General features: G+C 45.1%; 14 protein-coding genes. 8 read left to right on the top strand and 6 right to left on the bottom strand.

Annotated features, from left to right (window positions below; translation table 11 throughout):
* Positions 1-239: 239 nt before the first annotated feature.
* Positions 240-413 carry a DUF3012 domain-containing protein gene (locus RGE70_RS01565; protein WP_310469803.1) on the bottom strand — a complete coding sequence of 58 codons (174 nt, stop codon included), beginning with the start codon at positions 411-413 and terminating at the stop codon, positions 240-242.
* Positions 414-443: 30 nt separating this feature from the next.
* Positions 444-815, bottom strand: a complete 372-nt coding sequence (locus tag RGE70_RS01560; protein ID WP_310469802.1) for a SpoIIAA family protein — start codon at positions 813-815, stop codon at positions 444-446.
* 194 nt (positions 816-1,009) lie between these two features.
* Between RGE70_RS01560 and arfB the strand changes: the two genes are divergently transcribed.
* The 5 genes from arfB to RGE70_RS01535 all read left to right on the top strand — a co-directional run bounded on the left by arfB (position 1,010) and on the right by RGE70_RS01535 (position 3,702).
* Positions 1,010-1,432 (top strand): alternative ribosome rescue aminoacyl-tRNA hydrolase ArfB, encoded by a 423-nt coding sequence (gene arfB / locus RGE70_RS01555; RefSeq protein ID WP_310469800.1) that lies wholly within the window; start codon positions 1,010-1,012, stop codon positions 1,430-1,432.
* A 94-nt stretch (positions 1,433-1,526) separates the two neighbouring features.
* Positions 1,527-1,988: a type II 3-dehydroquinate dehydratase gene (gene aroQ, locus RGE70_RS01550; protein WP_310469799.1), complete on the top strand. Its 462-nt coding sequence runs from the start codon at positions 1,527-1,529 to the stop codon at positions 1,986-1,988.
* Positions 1,989-1,994: 6 nt separating this feature from the next.
* A complete protein-coding gene (gene accB / locus RGE70_RS01545) occupies positions 1,995-2,525 on the top strand; it encodes an acetyl-CoA carboxylase biotin carboxyl carrier protein (protein WP_310469798.1) in 531 nt (176 codons plus the stop codon).
* A gap of 62 nt (positions 2,526-2,587) precedes the next feature.
* Entirely contained in the window at positions 2,588-3,250 is a 663-nt protein-coding gene (locus RGE70_RS01540; RefSeq protein ID WP_310469797.1) for an SDR family NAD(P)-dependent oxidoreductase, read from the top strand.
* Between the two features lie 98 nt (positions 3,251-3,348).
* On the top strand, positions 3,349-3,702 hold the full coding sequence (locus RGE70_RS01535) for a hypothetical protein (RefSeq protein WP_310469796.1): 354 nt from the start codon (positions 3,349-3,351) through the stop codon (positions 3,700-3,702).
* 1 nt (position 3,703) lies between these two features.
* Here RGE70_RS01535 and RGE70_RS01530 read toward each other — a convergent pair whose 3' ends face one another.
* A complete protein-coding gene (locus RGE70_RS01530) occupies positions 3,704-4,342 on the bottom strand; it encodes a DsbA family protein (RefSeq protein WP_310469795.1) in 639 nt (212 codons plus the stop codon).
* Between the two features lie 234 nt (positions 4,343-4,576).
* Here RGE70_RS01530 and RGE70_RS01525 point away from each other — a divergent pair, with 234 nt between their 5' ends.
* The 3 genes from RGE70_RS01525 to RGE70_RS01515 all read left to right on the top strand — a co-directional run bounded on the left by RGE70_RS01525 (position 4,577) and on the right by RGE70_RS01515 (position 12,068).
* Complete coding sequence (locus tag RGE70_RS01525) at positions 4,577-5,011, top strand: DUF3859 domain-containing protein (RefSeq protein ID WP_310469794.1); 435 nt, start codon at positions 4,577-4,579, stop codon at positions 5,009-5,011.
* 465 nt (positions 5,012-5,476) lie between these two features.
* Complete coding sequence (locus RGE70_RS01520) at positions 5,477-10,936, top strand: response regulator (protein ID WP_310469793.1); 5,460 nt, start codon at positions 5,477-5,479, stop codon at positions 10,934-10,936.
* A 43-nt stretch (positions 10,937-10,979) separates the two neighbouring features.
* On the top strand, positions 10,980-12,068 hold the full coding sequence (locus RGE70_RS01515) for a response regulator (protein WP_310469792.1): 1,089 nt from the start codon (positions 10,980-10,982) through the stop codon (positions 12,066-12,068).
* 115 nt (positions 12,069-12,183) lie between these two features.
* Here RGE70_RS01515 and ushA read toward each other — a convergent pair whose 3' ends face one another.
* The 3 genes from ushA to RGE70_RS01500 form a co-directional block, all read right to left on the bottom strand.
* Positions 12,184-13,872 carry a bifunctional UDP-sugar hydrolase/5'-nucleotidase UshA gene (ushA, locus tag RGE70_RS01510; protein WP_310469791.1) on the bottom strand — a complete coding sequence of 563 codons (1,689 nt, stop codon included), beginning with the start codon at positions 13,870-13,872 and terminating at the stop codon, positions 12,184-12,186.
* A gap of 237 nt (positions 13,873-14,109) precedes the next feature.
* Positions 14,110-16,665 (bottom strand): endonuclease, encoded by a 2,556-nt coding sequence (locus tag RGE70_RS01505; protein ID WP_310469790.1) that lies wholly within the window; start codon positions 16,663-16,665, stop codon positions 14,110-14,112.
* A gap of 64 nt (positions 16,666-16,729) precedes the next feature.
* A complete protein-coding gene (locus RGE70_RS01500; protein WP_310469788.1) occupies positions 16,730-19,861 on the bottom strand; it encodes an ExeM/NucH family extracellular endonuclease in 3,132 nt (1,043 codons plus the stop codon).
* Positions 19,862-19,895 lie beyond the last annotated feature (34 nt).

Genomic DNA, 19,895 nt, shown 5'->3' with positions numbered 1-19,895 from the left:
AAAACATGGCAGTGACAGCAGTGCTTGCTATATATCAAAGCATCGCCTATCGATAGGAATACCTAAGCTGTAATGGCAAACAGCGTAAGCTTATAGAGCAGCGCCGTGATTATTTAAAAAGGGGAATATAAAGTACAGCGATTCTTAAGGGGAGAGTCGATATGATGCAGCCCTAACATTAACGGCTTGCAGCATATCGTAAAGTTCAGTGCGAACGGTATGAGATCACTCGCAGGGCGCTAGAATACGCAATGTTTAGCGTAATCAGTTGCTTCGTTTGCCGTCCAGTCGCCAGATGGCTTCTCTTTCATCTGCTTGCACCATGCTTCGCTACCCACTTCAGGGGTACAAGCACTCATTCCTAAAGCCAGCGCTAAAGCCAAACATACTGTTGATAGTTTTGATAAAGACATTATTTGTTCCTTCTATAAAATCAATTGTAATTAATCGGTTAAACCCGTCCGAGTGGCCACCCAGTCAACCGCATTTAGCTTTTGCCCTAACGGAAACCACGCCACCTCTCCTTGCATAAATGGCCCTAGCAATCTGACCGCATTACCAAACCAGTCTGGTCCACCTACTAGCACTAAAGCATCAAACTGAGGTAACTGCACCTCACCACTGCCAGTTAATGATTGATGATCCCAGCCTTCCAGCAGCACATCGGCCTCAACATATAAACATACCTTACCCGTTTTACCATGATAATTTTCGATCATAGGCTGCATTATTTGACCATAATCTTCTGTCGACAGCCTCCCACTAGCAAACAAGCTAATCACACCATCAGCGATATCCGGGATTTTACACAGCATATTGTTGCTCCGAAGCACTACATTTAAGATGATAAACCACAGGGTTATAGTCAGTTGATGATAGCAAATCGATAATCAAGGAAAAGTGGCTTAAGCCCTTATTTATGCTTAAAGTCTGTTAATATTGACCTCTATCAAGCTTAAGTTCGACTATCGTAAGCTTGGCACAACACATTTATAGCAGGCATTCATCTTTGGCACTCATCAAAATATCCAATACAGTTTCTATTCAAGACAATGAACTTGAATGGCAATTTATTCGCTCTAGCGGCGCTGGCGGACAGCACCTCAACAAGGTATCAACTGCTGCGCAGCTGATTTTCGATATAAAATCGTCGTCATTACCTGAATTTTACCAAGCACGTTTGCTTGCTAAGGCTGATCATCGCATTACCAAAAGTGGCAAAATCATTATCAAGTGCCAGCAAAGCCGCAGCCAAGATTTTAATCGCCAAACAGCGCTAGAACAGTTTATTGCCTTAGTCGTTAGTGTTACTACCGTCCAAAAAAGGCGAGTCGCCACTAAACCAACCAAAGGCAGTCAACGTCGCCGCGTTGATGCTAAAAAGCAAAAAGGGGCGACGAAAGCCCTGAGGCAAAATAAAAGCGGTTATTGAGCCGTAAACACATTTTGCGTTCGACAACTGAGTCTTTTTTTGTTGAAATCAATACTTAACGCACTTTAATGCGGTTTATCAAAGGGAATAGTTCATGAGCAATCAAGCCAAAGTTTTACTCGTTAATGGTCCTAACCTAAACTTGCTCGGACGCCGTGAGCCAGGACATTACGGCCACCACACCCTAGAACAAATTGTTAGCAATCTCACCCAACAGGCTGTTGATACCAACCTACAACTCGAGCACATTCAATCGAACGCCGAGCACGTATTGATTGAAGCGATTCATAATACCAATGCTGACTTTATTATTATCAACCCTGCGGCCTTCACCCATACGAGCGTGGCTTTGCGCGATGCCATTTTAGCGGTAGCGATTCCATTTATTGAAGTTCACCTTTCTAATGTTCACAGCCGCGAACCTTTTCGCCAGCACTCCTACTTCTCCGATAAAGCCGTGGGGGTGATTTGCGGCTTAGGCGCTCAGGGTTATCAATTTGCACTGCAGTCGGCGGCGGCGCATCTGAAAGTGCCCACTAAACAACAAGGTAATTAGCCTCAAATGGATATTCGTAAAATAAAAAAGCTAATTGATTTAGTGCAAGAGTCCGATATTGCAGAGCTCGAGATCAAAGAAGGCGAAGAGTCAGTGCGCATTTGCCGGCATAGCCCTGTCCCGCTGCAGGCTGGCACTCAAACATTTTTAGTCCCCGCCAATAGCGTTGGGGCAGCAGTGGCCAAACCGAGCAGTGGTGATGTAAACGAACCCGGCGAAGAGCCTAGTAATGATGAGCCACAAAAAGCGCTCAATATTGAGGTTGTTAGCAATAACACAGTCCAGCTCGACGATGATACCGACACCCATAAGTTACTCTCACCTGTGGTTGGCACAATCCATCTTACCGACAAACTGTCAGATAAACCGTTTTGTTCGGTGGGGCAAAAAGTGACAGCAGGCGACATGGTTTGCAGCATCGAGGCCATGACCATGATGAATAATATTACTGCTGATAAGAGTGGCACCATCACTGCCATCTTTATTGAAGATGGCGAACAGGTCGATTTTGAACAACCCATCTTGGCTATCGAATAACGCCCAAAACCAACATCTGCTCGGCTAAATGTTTATCGCCGACAACCGAGGTCACAACGGACATGATACTAATAACAGGTGCAAGTTCAGGGTTAGGCGCAGCGCTTGCTGATATTTACAGTCAAGAGTCGCCAGTGTGTATAAGTGGCCGTAATACCGAACGCTTAAACGCCTTAACAGCCAAGCTTGGGCATAACGTTACGCCACACCCATGCAACTTAAGTGACGAGCAATCTGTTACCGCCCTCTTTGACTCACTACCACACACTCCGTCTACCATTATACATTGCGCAGGCAGTGGCTACTTTGGTCGCCTAGAAACACAATCAACGACCGAAATAAATACATTACTAACTAACAACGTTACCTCGGCAATCATGTTGCTCCGCGAAGCTGTTAAACGCTATAAAGATAAACCCGTGACGGTCGTCATGGTCATGTCGACTGCAGCGCAAATAGCAAAAGCTGAAGAATCGACCTACTGTGCCGCTAAGTGGGCTGTCCGAGGGTTAGTAGAGTCGGTAAGGTTAGAGCTGAAAAACCATCCAATGAAGCTTATTGCCGTTTACCCAGGAGGAATGGACACTCCCTTTTGGAGCGCCAGCGGCAAACACTTAGATACCCAGCATTTTATGAGCGCAGCAGAAGCGGCCACCATGTTAAAGCAAGCGTTGATAGCCACAGAACACGGTTATGTGTCCGACATTACAATTAACCGTGGGTAACCGCACTGTTGCCGCTATGCGGCTGGCAACAATAATCTGAAAAAATAACATCGTTTTCTATACTTAATTTAATAGCTCAACATTCACAAGGAATATTAATGCAGCGTACCTTTTGGTTCAGCATCATCACCGTGCTATGTGCAGTTGTGGGTTACTACAGCTATTTTTTTATTATGCCAAGCGTTGAGATTAATAATCAATCGGGGCAACTACTAACCCGTGCCGAAATCAATCTGCCGAAAAGTAACTTAGTATTCGATAACATTAAGCCCGCACAAAGCCTGCGTATTCACCACAGTAACGACCAAGCTGATGGTGCATATATTTACCACATAAAATTATCTTCAGGCGAACAAGTCGAAGGGCGCTGTGGCGCCATATCAAGCGACCAATACATGAAGGTTCAGACGATCACCATTAATAATGACCATCAAGTAAGCTGTACCGATTAGCTTATCGAGTGCTGCCACTCTCCATTAACGCAGCAATTTGATTAAAACTGGTTTGCGCCTGTAGGTAATCGAGCTCAATCGCAATTAGCTCACCGTTTAGCGCCATGACCAAAGAAGGGAACCCTTGCATTGGTAATCGCCGAGTTTGTGCAAACTCTTGTAATAACCGGTTTTGGGTTGCCTCGCTATTTAACGCGTGACTAAACGCGTCACCGTCCATGCCGAGCTTAATGGCAATATCAATCAACGTAGCGTCGTCTGACGGGTTCTTAGCCTGTAGGTAATACGCTTGCTGCACCGCCAGATAATACGGCACTTCAAGTGCTTGGTCTCGGGCCAAAATCAGCGCTCGACTCGCCGGATAGGTGGCACGTCTTGGTTGGCACTGACTCCAAAAATCAAAGTTAAATTGTGCGCCAAGTTCCGCTTCAATACGATGCCAAATTTGCTGCAAAGTCAGCTGCATTTCTTTTGGCATAGGCTCTTGTGTATCAGCCGCAAGGCCACCTAAGCGATACTCAATATTGAGCTGCGAAAATTGTTTTTTAAGCTGCGCCTTTAACAAAGACCATGTTCGATTGTAGCCCCAACACCAGCTACACATAGGGTCATAAATATAAAATAGCGTCGCAACGTTCATATAATCAACATCCCAATCAAAGCTAAGCCAGCACAAAAAGTAACTAAGTCAGCCGCGAAGTTTGAGTTGCCACCTTAGATATCAATAACTCAATGTAGCGAATAAACCATCAAAACACAGTACCAAAAACTGTTACAGAAGATTTGCAGCGCACTTAGCGACTACCCCTTTTATTCCGCACCGTTTTCAGTATGCTAATAGACGTCCAAGCATATAGATGAAGAATGTTCATACGTGTCTAAACTCAAACCTGATGTCAGTATTATTCGTAGTGGCATTTTCACCCAGTGGGATGAAAATAGCGCCGAGCTGCCAAGATTAACTAAAGCGACAATGCATATCCCCGCCGAAATTGATATTGAGTTTGGTTTTATCGCTCAGATAAAAAAAGCCAAAAATCAGGTGCTGCGTTATTGTATCTACCATCCTAATATTCCCGACACAAACGGTAACATTAGGCCACCGTTTGACGGTGAAGTGTACGTAAAGTCTAATGATTGGAAGTTCTATATCGGCGATACCATTTGGGCACCAGAACATAATAAAGTCGGTAAATGGCGTATGACACTAGAGCTTAAAGGTAAGGTCATTGCAGAAAAAACCTTTAAAGTGCATATGAATGAAGAAGACGACAAAATAGGCGCGTTCTGGAAAAGGCGAGGCTTTTAAGCCGTGTACAACACAGTAATTACAACCCAACAATAGCGCCAACAAATCACAGCTATCACCGCCGAAATCTTACTTCAATAGCCATTATGCCAACCCATGGCTAATCGCGGCATCATGTCACTATATAACGACATAACATCTATACAGAATGCATGACTATCTAAACCCATATCACCCACCCCGCGTTCGTTCACTTACTTAAGCGCTTTTTTAAGAAATTTTAAATTAAGTTGCGTTATTAAAACCATATTCCCACATTTTTGCTAAGGTTATTTAGGCAGCGGTATTTTTTTACGCCAAATTAAATCGAACTTCAAACCATTAACCGCTGATTTTCGCTTACATTTTTGGCTCGTTTTTGTCGAGGTGAACATCATACACAGTTGATAAACCTTCAAACAAAAATACAAGCAAGCAACTGTTTAATTTAGTTTTTATGGACGAACATTTGATTAGGCCTTACATATGTTGCACTTTTTTCAAGGACGATTAGAAGGGATTTTCACCGTTGCAGTAGACGCTCTACTTGTCGTTGCGTTAACGGTAGCCTTTCATGCTACAGCAGAAACAACGGGGGCACTAAACTCCCCCATAGCTGATATGGGCAGCACTGATTTAACTTCAGTGCCACCCAACAATTTAGCCCTTGAACTCAAAGACCTCGATAAATCACTAAGCTTGTCACTGAGAAATTATGCACTTTCTGGCAATAATAAGTGGCTGACTCAGTATCAATCATTAACTTCCGAATTCAATGATTTATTACACCGCCTTCAAGCTACGCCGCAGGGGCAAAACTCTGCAATGGCCACACTAAAACTTGCAAGCCAGCCGGTCAGCAAGCTTGAGCAACGCGTTATCGAATTGATGAGTACTGGCAATAACGCCGGCGCTATTGCCATCCTTAATAGTCAGGAATATCAGCATCACAAAGGCCATTACCTTAAATATCTGTTAGCCCCTAGCAACACCGTAAAGCCGCAAGTTAGCACCAACTTAGCGCCGAACGCTACGAAGTATCCCCCGGTATTTACCGACGCAGAGCAGGCCTGGGTGCAATCTAATACGGTGCGCATTGGTTTCGAGAACTCCCCACCGCTATTAATGGCCAATAGCAATGGCTCGGTTGGCGGAATAACTGGCGACATCGTCAATCAAGTCATCACTCAAACCGGCTTAAAAACCGCGCTTGTTATCGACTCTTGGGATAATTTAACCGCTAAATTTAAGCAAGGTGAAATCGATCTGCTGCCTCACCGTGATATTTCAGAGCCACTCAAAAAATTGGGCTACTTTTCTACCCCATATTTTGTGGTGCAAGATGCCTTTTTTATCCGCAAAGACCACCCTGAATTTAACAACCGTATTGATTTAAGCTACGCCAAAATTGCCATCAACAAGCACTACGCTAAACTCCAAACCATTAAGTCACAGTTCCCACATATACGAGTGATTGAAACAGCCGGGCTGGCCGAGTCGGTAGATTTGGTGCTAACCGGTGAGGCTGACGCTTTGCTGGACATTTCTGCCGTCGTCGATGATTGGCTAACTCGCCATAACATTAGCCAGCTTAGCGCCATTAATGAGTCAGTGTTGCTGCCTGCAACACTGCATTTATTCTCGCATGTCGAGCAACCTATTCTTGCCAGTATTTTGCAAAAGGGCTTGGACTCTATCCAGCTTAACGACATAACTCCGCCCCCGCCCCCCACCGTAACAGCAACCGAAAATGCGACGCTTAGCGACGCGCATATCAGTATCACTGATTCCATGTGGATCGTAATCGGTTTTGTAGCAGCGCTACTCATCGTCGCTTCTTTTTCAACGTCAACAGTATTGAGCGCAAACGATAAAAGCCTGGTTAAAATGTTTGGTTCTAACCGCTTTAAACGCTCTGTATTTGTAGGGTTAGTTGCCTTAACGGCATTTTTAATCACCGCGGCCTGCGTCGTAATGGGTTACGCTGAGCAGCAGAGCAAAGACGCGATTGAATACAACCTCAACACCCGATTAAACTCCACCCATGAAAGAATGTCGGCGTGGGTAGACACCGAGCTCACCCTGCTTGAGCGAGTGGGTAAAAATAGTGAATTAACCGCGTTGGTCGAACAACTACTACAGGAACCTAGAACACGCGATGCGCTACTGCAATCGCCGCTACAAGCACAGCTTAGAGAGTTTTTTAGCGCCAATCAGGGACGACAAGCCTCGTTTGGATTTTTCATAATATCTCCAGATCATATAAACCTGTCGTCGCGCCGCGATACCAACATTGGCGACATTAATGTTATTTATCATCAACGGCCGGATTTAATCGCTCAGGTGCTAGCCGGTCATAGTGTTTTTGTGCCTCCTATTCACTCGGATGTCTATTTTAATGGCAGCCAAAATGAAAGCCAAAAAGCTAAACCACCCACCATGTTTTTTGCTGCACCTATTTTGGATCAGCAAAAACAAATTATTGCCATTTTAACCAAACGCGTAAAATTTGATGGCATGTTCTCAACCATTTTGTCGGCGGGTTTTGTTGGCCGTAGCAGCGAAACCTATGCGATAGACAACCAAGGTTTACTGCTATCAAACGTACGATTTGAAGATGATCTAAAGCAGATCGGTTTAATCAATGACAACCAAAGTTCATCACTTAATCTGCGTATTGCCGATCCTGGCACAAACCTTATCGGCATGAAGCAACAGGCCGATCCGTCTTGGCCTCTTACCTACATGGCCCAGCAATTGGTTAATAAGCAATCTGGCTCTAACTTAACGGGTTATCGGGATTACCGTGGCTCACCAGTATTGGGCAGTTGGGTTTGGAACGATCTACTCGGGGTAGGCTTAGTTGCAGAGGTTGATATTCGAGAAGCGTTTTCGCTACTAGAAACCTTTAAATATTCGGTGTGGTCGCTGCTCACTCTTTCGTTAGTCCTACTTATCGGCAGCACTCTATTTACACTGCGTATTGGTACCCGTGCAACCCGAGCGCTAGTCAATGCTCGCATTGAACTTGAAGCGCTGGTTAAGGAGCGCACAGCAGAGCTGCAAGTTAACATGCAGCGTACTCAAGCCATTATCGATAACGCCTCTGACGGCATTATTATGGTCAATGACCATGGGCTGATCCAAGAATTTAGCCCCGCCGCAGAATCTATTTTTGGCTATCAAAAGCGTGAGTTATTAGGCACTAATATTACAGCGCTAATGGATCTGCCTTTTCATGATCAATACACCATGGCCATGGCCAAAAGCCAAAGCGACAACGTACTACTAGAGCTACAAGGCCACTGTAAGAATACAACTGAAATCGACATTGAAGTCGCTGTAAGCGAAACCCGTTTAGCGCAAGAAATAATGTATACCGCCATTGTTCGCGATGCCACATTACGTAAAGAAGCCGAACGCGAGCTCACCAGCGCCAAACTAAAAGCAGAAGAAGCCACTAAGGCTAAAAGTGATTTCCTCGCCAATATGAGCCATGAAATTCGCACCCCAATGAATGCCATTATTGGGATGAGCTACCTCGCCATGCAAACAGATCTCAACCGTAAGCAAGCCGGTTATGTAGGCAAAATTCAGACCTCTGCCGAATTACTGCTCGGGATCATTAACGATATTCTGGACTTTTCAAAAATCGAGGCCGGTAAGTTAGATCTCGAGCAAATTGACTTTAATCTAAATGATTCTATCGATAATTTAGTGCATATCATTTCACAAAAAAGCCAACAAAAAGAGATTGAACTGCTGGTTGATATCGCCCCTAACCTACCCGTAAACCTCATCGGCGATCCGCTACGCTTGGGGCAAATACTCATTAACCTCGCCAACAATGCCATTAAGTTTACCGATAGCGGCGAAATCATTATTAGCGCAGAGTTAGTCGAAATGATCGGCCAAGAGGCCGTTATTAAATTTTCGGTCAAAGACACAGGTATTGGCATGACAGAAGCCCAACTTGGCCGCTTATTTAAATCCTTTAGCCAAGCCGATGCTTCTACCACCCGCAAATATGGCGGCACAGGACTTGGACTCACAATTAGCAAAACCCTCACAGAACTAATGCAGGGCCGCATTTGGGTTGAAAGCGATTATGGCAAAGGCAGCACCTTTAATTTTACCGCCCAGTTTGGCGTAGGCACGGCAGCAAACGAAACAGCCAACTACCACACCCGCAACCTTGCAGGGCTGCCGCTACTTATTGTTGACGACAGTACCGCCGCACGCGAGATCCTTTATACCTTGTCACAAAGTTTAGGCTTTGCCCCCGACTTAGCCTCGTCAGGCCAAGAAGCACTAACCAAACTGACACAAGCAGAACAACAAGGTGCTCCGTTCAAGCTTGTCATCAGCGACTGGAAAATGCCCCACATGACAGGCCTAGAGTTAGGGCAAGCCATTATGGGTTCAGACCAACTCAGCACTCCACCCAAGTTTGTGTTAATGACCGCTTACGACCGTGACGAAATGCTCAAACTGTCTAAAAACATCAAAATAGACAGCAGCTTAACTAAGCCAGTTAGCATATCAACCCTGCTAGACACGGTTTTAAAAGTCATGAACAACCAAAGCATTAAGCAAAAAAACAATCATGACGGCAAGCTTGACTTCTCCAGCACTAAGCACATTTCTGGCGCGCATATATTGCTAGTTGAAGATAACGATATTAACCAAGAGGTGGCAATAGAACTACTTACCCTTGCAGGGCTAAAAGTGTCTTCCGCTTGGAATGGCTTAGAGGCGGTTGAAAAGGTTGCCAACGAGCAGTTTGACGCTGTGTTAATGGACATGCAAATGCCCGTCATGGATGGTTACGAAGCGACTAGAATTATTAGACAAGACCCCAAAAATACCGACCTGCCCATTATCGCGATGACCGCTAACGCCATGAGCGGCGATAAAGAAAAGTGCATTGCCGCCGGGATGAACGACCACTTAAGAAAGCCAATAGACCCACAACTGGTATTTCGCACGCTCGCCCACTGGGTCAGCATTAGTGACGAGGCGTTAACGATAAATAGCAAAAACGCCACTGCAAATGAAGCCTTTAATATTGAAGGTTTTGACACCAAAAATGCCATCGCCAGAATGGCTGGCAACCTCAAAGCTTACAAAAAAACACTACTGCGCGTTGTCAATGATGAGGCCGACTCCATCACTCGTATCAAAACCGCTTTAGAAGCTGACGACCTTAAAACGGCCGTTTTGATCGCGCATACGATCAAAGGGATCGCAGGCAGTATTGGCGCAACCGCTTTAGTCACCCCCACCGAGGCGCTAGAACTCCTGCTAGGGCAGCACTTAAGCCGCAATGAAACCGGTCACAGTGCTGAGGTTAATGCCCTGATTGCAGAGTCTGAACAACAGCTACAACAAATGATTACCGCAATAAATAGTGCGATGGACGCCTCTTCCCTAGCCCCAAATCAAACGGATAAAACTCAAGATGCAGCACCGCAAAACACTGCCGCTGTGACTAAAGCCGACATATCACCTTTGATTGAGACACTAAAAGAGCAAATCGACAATTATAATAGCGCAGTTACAGACACCTTTGACGAACTCACAACCGAGCTACAACTGCCACCAACGCAGGGCGTGGCCGCCAATATTGGCCAAGCATTGGCTCAATATGATTTTGAAACCGCCGCAGCATTACTGCCAGAGTTTATCGACTTTGCATTGCAGCAGACTCAAAGCACTGCAAATACAACACCCATTAGCGCAGCGGAACTGACTACAAAGCTCGATGCTATTTTAAGCCAAGTCCATATGTTTGACTCTGCGGCGGCAGACAGTGTTGACGCATTACTCGAACTAAATTTAACCACCAGCATGACAACCGACTTAACCAAACTTGCCGACAGCTTAAGTCGGTATGACTTTGACGAAGGCGAGGCTCTAATACGCCTGATTAAATCCAAGCTATAAACGCCAATATAGTACTTGCAGTAACCGGAAGGGATTAAGCACTATGAAAGAGGGACAAAAACCCATTATTTTGACTGTTGATGACACAGTCACCAATATCGAAGTCGTCAAAGGCGTGCTCTTTGACGACTACCTAGTGCAGGCGGCACTCAGCGGTGAAGTCGCGCTGAAAATCATTAACAAGCGTAAACCAGATCTCATATTGCTTGACGTTATGATGCCAGATATGGATGGCTATCAAGTGTGTGAACACCTCAAGGCCGATGCCGCCACACGAGACATTCCGATAATATTTTTAACCGCCAAATCACTCGAGGAAGATGAAGCAAAAGGCTTAGCGCTAGGCGCTGTTGACTATATAACCAAGCCTATCAGCCCCGCGATATTAAAAGTCAGGGTAAAAAACCACTTATTGCTTAAAGCTTCAAGAGAAATATTGGAGCAACAAAACCAAGTGCTTGAAGAGCGCGTACAACAAAGAACAATTCAACTTAATGAGCTGCAAGATGTTGCTATGGTGGCCATGGGCGCTTTAGCAGAATCTCGTGACTCCGACACGGGTAACCACATTCGGCGCACCCAGCGTTATGTCAAAATACTCGCAGAAAAACTTGCTACCACCGACAAGTACAGCGCCTATTTACAGCCCCATATTATTACTGCCCTGTTCAAATCGGCTCCCTTGCACGACATTGGCAAGGTCGGGGTTGAAGATCGCATATTGTTGAAACCTGGCAAGCTCACCAAAGCGGAATTCGACGAGATGAAACTGCACACAACCTATGGTCGTGACGCTATAGAGGCTGCTGAAGGCTCAATTAATATCGCCGATAACTTTTTAGTTTTTGCTAAAGAGATCGCCTATTACCACCATGAAAAGTGGGATGGTTCAGGCTACCCTGAAGGCCTTTTAGGTGAGCAAATACCAGTTTCAGCACGGTTAATGGCCATTGCCGATGTGTATGATGCATTAATCAGTAAGCGAGTCTATAAAGATGCCTTTAGCCACCAAGACGCCATTGATATCATCACTGAAGGCCGTGGTTCGCACTTTGATCCATTTATGGTCGATAATTTTCTTGAGGTCGTTGAGCAGTTTTTGGACGTCGCCATGCAATATAAAGACAAGTAACCGCGTATAACCCAAGCCATAAAAAGGGCCACCTTCTGGCAGCCCTATCATCATACAAAACGCTTGTTCACGCAGTAGCAACTCAGCTCATTAAGCTTAGTTGCCGGCTGTGGCATTAACTGTCACAACCAAGCGGCGTGCTAGAGCCGATAAAGTCAACCTTGCTGCTATAAGCAGGCAAGCTAGGGTCAATCGGGTTATGTTGCTTTAAATATTGGAACAACACATCGGCATCAACTAAGCCTGTATCAACGGCATTGTGCAATACAGGGTAAGCATTGCCGCCTGCTGCGTTAAAGCTCGGCAAGGTAAAGCTATAGCGCTTATTAAGCTTAAACGGCTGACCATTAATACTGTCAATCGCGACGGTTTTTTGTTGGCAGTCGACGGTCATATCAATACCACTAAAATGCGCAAATCCACCCGAACCACGGGTTTGGGTCGCGACCGTTGCAAGGTATTGTTGCAGCTTGTCTCCTGTCATTTCGGTTACAGTAACCGTATTAGCAAAGGGTTGCACTGACAACACATCGCGATAACGAATAGGGCCTTTTTCAATCGATGTGCGAATACCACCACCATTTACAATGCCAAAATCAGCCTTAACAGCCCCACTACTTTGGGCGCTGGCTATCAACATGCCAAGAGGGTTTATTTGGTTACGCACCACCTTGCGATCGCCAACTAATTTATTAAGGGTATGGCTAATCACTTCATTCAGTTTGGCTTCGCCTTGCGCTTGATAGGGTTCGAGTAGCGCCAACATTTGCTGGTCTTCAGCAATCGCGCTAACGCCAGTTTCTGGTTTTTCACCTGCGTGATAATTGACGCTAATTAGCTGGTAATTCGCCAGATGCAGCTGGCCATTGTAGTATTCAAAATCAGCACGACCAACATACTTACCCCATTCATGAGCCTGCATGATCCAAGTGCCATTTTGCCTATCAGGCTGACAAGTATCACCCGGCTTAAAGTCAGCATATTGGTTAGTACCGGCCTCCATGCACACAGGGTTTTGAGAATGGCCACCGATAATGCCATCGAGCTGACCGGCACGTAAACTACGAGCCAACAACACGTCACCTGGCGTATTGCTGCCATGCTGGCCATCTTGGTAGTGCCCCATGTGGGTTAGTGCAAACACTAAGTCTGGTTGGTGGTTGACCTTAAGTTGAGCAAGGGTATTTTTCATTGCGATTTGTGGAGGCGTAAATCGCAACGGCTTAATAAACTCAGGGTTACCAATTTGCGCCGTTTGCTCGGTTGTTAGCCCGACAACCGCCAACGTTAATCCGCCAACATCAAACAAATGGTAAGGCTCAAAATATTGCTGCCATTGGCCGTCAATCTCACGGTAGATATTGGCAGCAAGCATCGGAAAGTTAGCCCACTGGCGTTGCTTGTCTAATACGCTAAGTGGATTATCAAACTCATGGTTACCCACTGCCATGGCGTCATATTCAAGCAGGTTCATGCCCATAAAGTCTGGCTTAGCGTCTTGTAAGTCAGACTCGGGTACGCCGGTATTAATATCACCACCCGATAATAATAAAACATGGCCACCTTGTGCTTGCACTTCGTTACGAATGCTATCGACTAAGGTTTTTCGAGCAGCCATACCATACTCATCTTTGCTGTTTTTCCAAAAGCGACCATGGTGGTCATTGGTATGCAGTAGGGTAAATCGAACGCACTGCTCACCCGCGTCGCTACAGCTCTTTGCTTGCGGTGATTCACCAGAGCAGCCTGCGAGTATTAATCCGGTACTCAATAGAGCGGCGATTGTTTTTAAAGGTAATGCCATAAGAAACCTATTATTTAGTTATATTTTTGCTCTAGGTTATCGCGGCTCAATGACAGTTTTGGGGTTACTAAGTGACCACTGTGCAAAGCGATAACGGATCGGTATTAAAATGAAAATATTGACGACATCAATAACAAAAAAGCCAGTAACACAAAGCTAGCAATGTACTGCAAAGCTTTATGCCACTGGGCTTTTTTTACGGTTAGACATATTACCTAACCGATTATTTACAGCGGTTTAAGATTGACGACGACGCCATAACAGCGGTAACAGCAGTAGTAGACCGCCGCCTAAGCCACCGGCTCCATCAGGCTCAGTCCAACCATCACCTTGCTGGTTAACAACACTAATACTTACCGTGTTTCTCACTTGATCTTGGTCGTTACTCACAACCAATTCAAACACAAGTTCTTGATCGACATTCACCTCTGGCGTAACCACTGTTAGCTCTAGACCCGATGCAGTATATTCTGCATCAGTGCCAGAAACCTGTTGCCAGTAGTATTGTAATCCTTCAGGCTCGTTAGCAATTGTCGCTGTGATCACAGTACTGTCACCTTCATTTAGCTCAGTGGTACCACTAAAGCTAATATCCAGTGCCAACGGAATATTTGTAACCGTTACATTAACCACTTCGCTTGTTTCAAGCGAGCCATCACTGACTGTAAGCGTAAACTCGAGTGCAGTGTCTGCGTCAACTTCTGGTGCAGCTAACGATAGCACAGCACTGGTCGCGTCAAACTCTAGCTCTGGACCAGCAGTTTGTACCCAGTTAAAGCTAAGTTCAGCGCCATCATCGGCAACGGTACCAGAGGCATCAATTGCAAATGATTCACCTTCATTAACACTTGCAGGTGCATCAACGATAACCTCAACATCAAGTGCCGGTGTCATAGGGTCACCACACTGGTCGCCGTAAACTGCTTGTACCCACTCAGGGTTATCAACATACGGGTTACGGTTGCCTTGATACGCATAAACGGCATTGTTACGCTGAGTATCTGTTGCATCAGCTGGATCTTGTTGATGCCAAGCATATAAAGTACAAAGCTTACCGTGTAGCGGCTCCTTATTACCCACCTCTTCTTCGGTGGTAACGCGATCCACAGCAATCAAGTCAGGTGTATAAGGGTCGTTACCTTGGTAACGCGTATCCATGTACATGATCATCCGCGCAACATCACCTTTTACTTCGTCACGTGGTTCAAAACAGCGTGCAGCGGTATCTAGGTAGTTACCCGGTGCAGTAGATAGCTCAGTGCCGGTTTCACTACATTCATTAAAGTCATAGTTACTACGGGTTGAGTTAGCTATGTTATTGGTCGGGCGTAAATGATGTGCATCGGTATTGCCCATTTGCGAATCATTTGGGATCCCATGGCTTTGAGCCCAAACATGCTCCCGGTTCCAACTACCGCCGTTACCCGCATTACTATTTTTAGCTGTAGAATTACCCGTGTAAAGCTCAATGATATTCATGCTATTGTTTGGATCTTCATCAGAATGAGTCACAACAGTCCACACTTCGCTGTAACTTAACTGTTTATGACCTGTGGCAATAACGGTTGAAATGGCATTTTTCATCGCTTCAGGTGTTTCAAAGTTACCGTTTATCACATCAGAGTAATACTCGTCGCGACTATAGGTATCAGGGTCAGCTATAGGGTCTAAAGTTGGACAGTTCTCACATACTGGCACTTCAGGACACGCCTCTTCGCCAAAACAACCTAGGCCATCAGCGGTGTCAATATCAAACGTTGCCCACTGATTTGTTACGCCTGGGAAGTCTGCCGCTGCATCAGTGTCACCAGCAGTGACACTATTTTTACGACGTAAGGTTTTGTTTAGCGTCGCAAAAGCAGAGTCATTTGCATCCAACCAGCCGACGTCCCCAGGATCTTCACCCAGTTTACCAAAGCGATCGATAACCACATCGTCTTTAGTCAACACTAACGCATCGTTGCCATTAAACCAGGTCACATCAGACTCAATGCCTACTTTGAACGCTTCATCAGCACCAGAATTGTGGAACACAATACTTTCACCGACCTTTAAAATACCGGTCAATGTTTCGCTATTTCCGGGGGCATCAAAACCGGCACCATTAGAGTAAAGAGTTAACTTATACTCAGCGCTATCAAGGTCAAGTTCGCTGCCACCCACATTAGAAATTTCAATGGCTTTGTTACTACTGCTACCTTCAATATACTCAGTGATTAACAATGCACCTGGCTCGGCGATAAAAGTACAGGCACCTTCACCTATACAGCCTAACCCATTTAGAGTGTCTTTAGGTTCTGAAGTCCAATCATTTTCATCAAAGACCGCTTTAGAAACCATAGAACCAGAGCTATTTATACGGCGTAATGAAACATCTTTCCCCCAACCTGAAGGAGTTGGTACTTCACCAACAATATCAATTACTAGGTCACCATTTAATAACCCAACGGCATCAGTTCCATTGTGTTGCAGACCGCCAACCATATCCGTGACACTAGCATCAAGACTCAATTCAGCATCAGCATGTCTAACCACTAAAATACCTTTTGCTGGTATTTCTTCGTCTGTAAACGTAACCATATCTGTTGGAGTGGTTGCCCCATCTTTATAACGTACCAGCTTAAAGCCATTTAAAGATTGTGCGGCGTCACTGGAATTATAAAGCTCGATAGCTTTATTGAAGCCACCACCTTCAACATACTCGGTAATGACAAGATCTGCTTGCGCCGTAGTAGACGCTGTGGCTAATAACAGAGCAACTGCTTTAGCTACACCACTCATTTTATTATTCATAGTCGTATCTTTTTATTAGAAAGTGAGGTGAAGCTATTGCTAACACCTCACTTTGGGGTTGAACTTATTTACGATTACGGCGACGCAATCCCGATAAACCAAGTAGGGCTAGCAAGCTAAACAGTCCGGTACTACCGCCACTGCCATCATGCTCTTCCTCGGCAATATCTGCGACGAGTGAGTCACGGCTAGCCACTTCGATTTCAAATGACATTGAAGAGCCATCAACCACTTTACCGTCGCGCTCAAGAGCAACTTTAGCGGTGTAGTATGCTGATGGAGCACCAAATACTTCGAAGTTAATTAAGTTGGTACCGTCTTCAGTTAGGATCACGTTAGGCTCTACAAGTTGGCTCATGTCCAATTGCAGCTCATCATTAGTTGGCGTGATTTTAATCGTTGCAACATCACCTGCTAACGCACCCGCAATTTCAGGGATCTGATACGGCACTTTAATTAGCTTATCTTGCTTGGTGAGGTACATTGCTCGGCCACTATCAGCCTCGCCAGGTAGGTAACTTAGGGTAATTAATGCAGGGTCGTGATCTGAAGAGCGGAAATGATCTTCAGCGTAGAACTTATTAACCTCATTATTATAATCACCTTTGTATTCCATGTTGTAATCGTACAGGCTAGATTCAGCGGCATTGATATGCCAATCAGCAGCATCGATAACACGAGTTTCTAAAGATGGAGAAATAAGAATGTGGTCAAGTGAGCCAACCTCATCGTTATAAGAGTAACTCCATGGAGTTTTACCCTGTTCTTCAAATACTTTTGAAACGATATCGATGTAACCATAGGTACTGGTTATTTCTACTGCCGAACCGTCACTATTGAACTGCGGCTTGCTACCAATAAAGGTATGGCTTGCTGTCATTAACGTTTTATTACGTGGGTTGTCAGTCAACACCAGTACTGGGTCTTCTTGAGCGTACGCATTAAGATCGCCCATGATGATTTTATCACCCTGAACCTCTTCAAGCTCTTCACCTAACTGTACTGCACCAGCAATACGGAACTCAGCACATGAACCTTGCAGATCAAGATCTGGAGCATCTTTAGTCCACTCAGTATTGTCTCCAAACTCCACGCCTTGCCAGTCTTCCCAACACGTTGAAGCCTTTGACTTAAAGTGGTTTACCGCTAGCGTTAAACGCTTACCAGTTTGGTTAACAAGGAATGTTACCACTAAAGCATCGCGGTGATAGTTTTGGCCGCTTTCTAAAATCTCGCCGTCACTATCTTTAATCACTTCGTTATTTTCATTAACGATGGTCGGTGCTTTTTGCTGTGGCATTGTTACAACGCGAGTACGTTCAATGCTTAATTTGCTTGGACGGTAAATAATACCGGTCGCAATGGCATCTGAACCGAGTGCATCTAACTCATCAAGCACTTCATTGCCGTTGTGGTCAAAACCAACAAACACGTAGCGATTTTCTGTTGAGTCTGGCTCACCAGCGTTTTTCTCGTACTCTTCGGTATAGAAAACGTTAACTTCATTGACTAGATCAGCAATCGCGCTGTTTAGACCAAAGCCATTGTTTTCCATCTCCATCAAGCCTACGGCGTCAGCATCAAGCGCACGGATAGCTTCTACCAACTTGGTTTTTTGCTGGATAAACTCGTTATAAGTATCTGCACCACGACTTTGACCAAACTGGTTTTGATCGCCACCAAAAGGTGAGTTGAAGTAGTTGAACAGGTTTTGGCTCGCGATACGAATCGCGAAGTGATCTTCAGCAACCGTTTCGTCGATATCAGGGCTATCTGTTCTAGGTAGGTTATGGATAAAGTTTGTGCTGTTAAGAGAATTAGTTACCGTTAACGCATAATCGCCATAGCTATAGCTGATCACCCCTTCCATACCAACGACACTGTCATCAATACGGATGTAATCATCTTCAGTCGATACTCCAAAATCAGCGTAGTAAGGGATAACGCCATTATCAGCTTTAGATGAACTTTCAACAATTAAACGATAATCATCATTTTGTGCTGCGGCAGCTTCAGCTTCTGGTGAGCCTGCAATATTGAGCTGGTTAGGCTGCATATTTGGGCGCATATAAGCTAAGGTAATGTTATTACGGTAGCTGTCGTAGTTAAAACTGAAACTACGTGATACGCGCATATTTTGCTTGCCTTCAAGCAAGCCATTAATGTCTTCTGGCAAGTTAACCAACATGCCTTCGTAACGCTCAAGTGTTGCGTCAAAAGATTCATTATCAGACGCTAGCATCTCGATGTCAGTCGCTACCGTTGCGGTATAGTCACTATTTGTGACTTCCCAGATTTCAGCTGACAGTTGCGTTTGACCATAGCTTTCAGCTACATCACTGCCCAAACAGATTGTACGACCAAGCAATTGACTGTCTGCACTGCCACTTTCAACAAAAATACCGTCAGAGGTCAATGGATTACCATCGGCCACTTCATCACGTAGATAAAAACCTTTCTTTGGCAGGTCAACAATAGCGGTAACAATACCTTGTACCGCAACACTTTCCCCTTTAAGAGGAGAGGTGCTACCAGTACCTTGGATCTCACTGATCCGTTTTAAATCAGTACAAGTAAAAGGCTCGTAAGCATCTGCCAGATTTGGCGTACCGACGGTACTCATATCAAGGGGAGTAATTACTTCCCATTGTGAAGCGTCATAGCTACTTGAAGCTGCTGGCGCATTGCCGTCACTGTCTTTACGGCGACGCAGTGTGGTGTCTTCAGCCCATACACTGGTGTTATCAGCCGCGCCAACACGATCGATAATGGTATCGCCATGTTTAATGTAAAAACCATCATTACCACTTAGGTAAAAGTCCGAGTAATTACCATTTCCTTCGCCAATAACGAATTCACCACCATTATCGGTAATGATTTGCTTATACGCATCACTTGCTTCGGCGTTTATCACAACAACGGACTTGCCAGGCTCTATGGTAAAACCTGTTAGCAGTGGTTCGCCGGCTGCCGATAACATTTTGTTTTCGTATTTACCATTGCCCCACATAAATACGGCGGTTTCATCGGTAAATGTAAATGCATCAGTTGCATGAGTATTGGTGATTTCTACAGAGCCGACTTCAGCTCCATAATCCTTTTGTACCATTTCGGTGATCAGCAGATCTTCAACCGCAGCGTGAGCACCTGTACTAATAATACTGGCAACGGCCAGTGAGAGAACACTTTTCTTCATAGTAAACTCGATAATTTTTTAACTTAAAATGGAA

This window comes from Shewanella youngdeokensis, assembly GCF_033180165.1.
GTDB lineage: Bacteria > Pseudomonadota > Gammaproteobacteria > Enterobacterales > Shewanellaceae > Shewanella > Shewanella youngdeokensis.
Note: the sequence above shows the minus strand (reverse complement) of the source record. Positions and strands in the feature narration are given on the sequence as shown.

Coding starts and splice junctions, on each gene's coding strand:
- RGE70_RS01565 (WP_310469803.1), bottom strand. CDS start 413: ATGTCTTTATCAAAACTATCAACAGTATGTTTGGCTTTAGCGCTGGCT.
- RGE70_RS01560 (WP_310469802.1), bottom strand. CDS start 815: ATGCTGTGTAAAATCCCGGATATCGCTGATGGTGTGATTAGCTTGTTT.
- aroQ (WP_310469799.1), top strand. CDS start 1,527: ATGAGCAATCAAGCCAAAGTTTTACTCGTTAATGGTCCTAACCTAAAC.
- accB (WP_310469798.1), top strand. CDS start 1,995: ATGGATATTCGTAAAATAAAAAAGCTAATTGATTTAGTGCAAGAGTCC.
- RGE70_RS01540 (WP_310469797.1), top strand. CDS start 2,588: ATGATACTAATAACAGGTGCAAGTTCAGGGTTAGGCGCAGCGCTTGCT.
- RGE70_RS01535 (WP_310469796.1), top strand. CDS start 3,349: ATGCAGCGTACCTTTTGGTTCAGCATCATCACCGTGCTATGTGCAGTT.
- RGE70_RS01530 (WP_310469795.1), bottom strand. CDS start 4,342: ATGAACGTTGCGACGCTATTTTATATTTATGACCCTATGTGTAGCTGG.
- RGE70_RS01520 (WP_310469793.1), top strand. CDS start 5,477: ATGTTGCACTTTTTTCAAGGACGATTAGAAGGGATTTTCACCGTTGCA.
- RGE70_RS01515 (WP_310469792.1), top strand. CDS start 10,980: ATGAAAGAGGGACAAAAACCCATTATTTTGACTGTTGATGACACAGTC.
- ushA (WP_310469791.1), bottom strand. CDS start 13,872: ATGGCATTACCTTTAAAAACAATCGCCGCTCTATTGAGTACCGGATTA.
- RGE70_RS01505 (WP_310469790.1), bottom strand. CDS start 16,665: ATGAATAATAAAATGAGTGGTGTAGCTAAAGCAGTTGCTCTGTTATTA.
- RGE70_RS01500 (WP_310469788.1), bottom strand. CDS start 19,861: ATGAAGAAAAGTGTTCTCTCACTGGCCGTTGCCAGTATTATTAGTACA.